The following is a 2,917-nucleotide window of genomic DNA, read 5'->3' as shown; positions in this document are numbered from 1 at the left end:
GGGGTGCCCCGCGCGGGGCCCCCCGCCTCCCTGCTATTCGGGGGGTGGCGGGTCGAAAACCACCCCGCCCCCCTGCGGCGCCCCCCGACCGGGGCGCTGCTCGCCTGGGGGAGCGGGCGGCCGGGGGCGGCCGCCGCCGCGTGGGCGGCGCGCAGGCGGCGCGACGGCCCGGGAGGCGCGCCGCTGTGGACCGAGCCCGCCGGACCGCGCTCTGCCGCTCCCCCGCGCGCCCTCGCCCTGGTCGCCGTCCTGGCGGGGATCGTCGCGGGCCTCTGCGCCGGCCTGCAGACGTCCGGCGCCCCGTGGTGGTGCGCCTGGGCGTTCGGGCTGGTCTCCGCCTCCGCGTCCGCCGCCTGCCTGCTGCTCCGCCGCTCCCCCGCCGGCGGCCCGTCCGCCCCGGACGAGCCCCACGCGCACGTGCCCTCCGCACACGAGCCCTCTTCCCGCGAGAACTCCCCGCACGAGCCCCCCGCGCGCGCACTCGCCGAGCCCGGTGGGCCGGTCGAGGCCGGAACGTCCGCGAGCCGGTGGGGCACGCCGCTCGCGCTCGCCACCGCCGCCGGGTTCTCGGTCGCCTCCCTGCTCATCGTGAACTCCGACGGCGACGACGCCTACTTCGTCTCGCGGTCCGTCGCGACGGCCGCGCTCGGCCGCATCCCGTTCAAGGACACCATCTTCACCTCGGGCGCGACCGGTCCCATCGCGGGCGAGCCGCCGGTCTCGTCGATCGAGGTCCTCGCCGGGAGCCTCGCGCGGGTCGCGGGCGTCCCGGCGGCGTCCTTCGTGTACTACGTGCTGCTGCCGGTGGTGACGTTCATCGCGGTGTGGGCCGCGTGGCGGCTGTCGCGCGCGTGGGCGCCGCGCCGCGCGGCGGCGTGCTTCGCGGTCGCGGCGGTGTACCTGCTGTGGTCCGGGCTCGGTCCCGCGTCGCTCGGCTCGTTCCACCTGCTGCGGATGTGGCAGGGGAAGGCCGTCATGGTGTCGGCGCTCGTCCCGCTGCTGTACGTCCACCTCACGCGCTGGGCGGAGCGGCGGACGCGGCGCGACCTGGCGATGCTCGCCGCCTGCGGGGTCGCCGCGACCGGCCTGACGTCCTCGGCCGCGTTCGTCCTGCCGCTGGCCGTCGGCACCGCCGCGATCCCGCTGATCGCGTCCGGCCGGGTCCGGACCGGCCTCGCCGCCTGCGCCGCGCTGGCCTACCCCGTCGCCGCGGGCCTGGTGGTGACGCTGCAGGACCACGACACCACCGTCACGGGGTTCGTCGGTGACGCGTCCGACGACTTCCGGTGGGTCCTGCTGCACTCCGCGCCGGGAGTCCTCGCGGGGTGCGCGCTGTGGCTGGCGCCGTGGACGGCGCGGCGCGGCGTCCCCGCGCTCGCCGGCGCGGGAGTGGCCGCGGTGACCACGCTCCTCCTGCTGCCGGGCGTCCTGCACCTCGCGGCGGACGTCACCGGGGCGGGCCAGGTGCTGTGGCGGACGATGTGGATCGTGCCCGCGCCCGTCCTGATCGGGCTGCTCGCGACGGTGCGCCTCCCCCTGCCCGCGGCCGCGCGCTCCGGCGGGACGGAGGTGCTCGGCGCCGTCGCCGCGGCGCTGCCGGCCGCCGCCCTGGCGGTCACGATGATCGTGGGCGGGACGCCCCTCTGGTCGGCGGAGAACGGCTCGCTCGTCGCGTCGCGTCCGTCGTGGAAGCTCCCCGCGGAGCAGGTGGGGACGGCCCGCGCGGTCGTCGACCTGGCCCGTACCGGGGGCGTGGTGGTGATGCCTCAGCGCTACATGCGGGCGGTGCCGCTGCTGACCGCGCGCGTCCACGCCGCCGATCCCAACACCCACTACCTCCGGAACCTGCCGGTTCCGGCGCGGTTCGTCGACGACCGGCGCGTGCTGACCGCGGCGGTGCGCCGGCCGGGCGGGTGGAAGCCCGCGCTCGCCGACATCGAGGGCGCGCTGCGTCGCGTCGGTGTCGTCGTGGCGTGCGCGCATCCGCGCGACCTGCGGGGACTCTCCCTCCTGGAGCAGGCCGGGCTGTCGGGGCGGCGGCGGGTCGGCCAGCTGGTGTGCCTCTTCGCCGGCCATGGACCCCGCACCCCTTAGGGCAGTTTCGCCTTTAGGTCTGTTTCGACCGCGTCTGTCCGGGCATCGGCGATCCATTCGATCCGACGCACGTTGGAGGACAGACAATGTCGACCGCCGTCATGGTCGTCATCGCAGTGATCATCATCGCCGCCGTCGCCGCGGTCGCGTTCCTCGCCTCGAAGCAGGCGCGGACGCGGCGGCTGCGCAAGCGCTTCGGCCCCGAGTACGACCGGGCCGTCGAGCAGCACGGCGGCCGCGCCGCCGCCGAGCGGGAGCTGCTCGACCGCGAGCGGCGCCACCGGGACCTGGAGCTGCGCGACCTCGACCCCCGGCGCCGCGAGCAGTACCGCGAGCAGTGGGTGGCCGTCCAGGAGCGCTTCGTGGACGCGCCGGAGTCGGCGGTCGAGCAGGCGGACGGCCTGGTCACCGTCGTCATGGGAGAGCGCGGCTACCCCACGAGCGGGTTCGAGGAGAAGGCCGCCCACCTGTCGGTGGAGCACGGCCGCACCCTCGACCACTACCGGCGCGCCCACGCCATCGGCGGCCGCGCCGCGGACGGGAAGGCGTCCACCGAGGAGCTGCGGCAGGCCATGGTGCACTACCGCGCGCTGTTCGAGGAGCTGCTCTCGGTCCCCGTCCAGGGCACCGCCCCCGACCAGCGGGGCAGCGCTCCTGACGAGCGGCGCGCCGCCCGCGGCGAGGAGGTCCGGGTGCCCGGTCCGCGCGCCGGCGAGCCCGACGACGGGCGCACCGGCCGGGACGACGAGCGGACCACGAGGAGCTGAGCGCCGATGCAGCACAGGCAACAGGAGCAGGCGGCGCCCCCCGCCGGCGGGACCGC

The 2,917-nt window shown here is 77.1% G+C and carries 2 protein-coding genes; both read left to right on the top strand.

Features of this window, described 5'->3' with window-relative positions; genetic code table 11:
* Positions 1-2,094 (top strand): DUF6077 domain-containing protein (locus tag ABZ914_RS49570; RefSeq protein WP_500201550.1); only part of this gene is annotated, 2,094 nt, incomplete at its 5' end.
* A gap of 86 nt (positions 2,095-2,180) precedes the next feature.
* Positions 2,181-2,861 carry a hypothetical protein gene (locus tag ABZ914_RS49565; protein WP_500201549.1) on the top strand — a complete coding sequence of 227 codons (681 nt, stop codon included), beginning with the start codon at positions 2,181-2,183 and terminating at the stop codon, positions 2,859-2,861.
* Positions 2,862-2,917: the final 56 nt, after the last annotated feature.

It is taken from the genome of Spirillospora sp. NPDC046719 (genome assembly GCF_040645715.1).
Taxonomy (GTDB): domain Bacteria; phylum Actinomycetota; class Actinomycetes; order Streptosporangiales; family Streptosporangiaceae; genus Spirillospora.
This window is presented reverse-complemented; position numbering and strand designations above follow the sequence as displayed.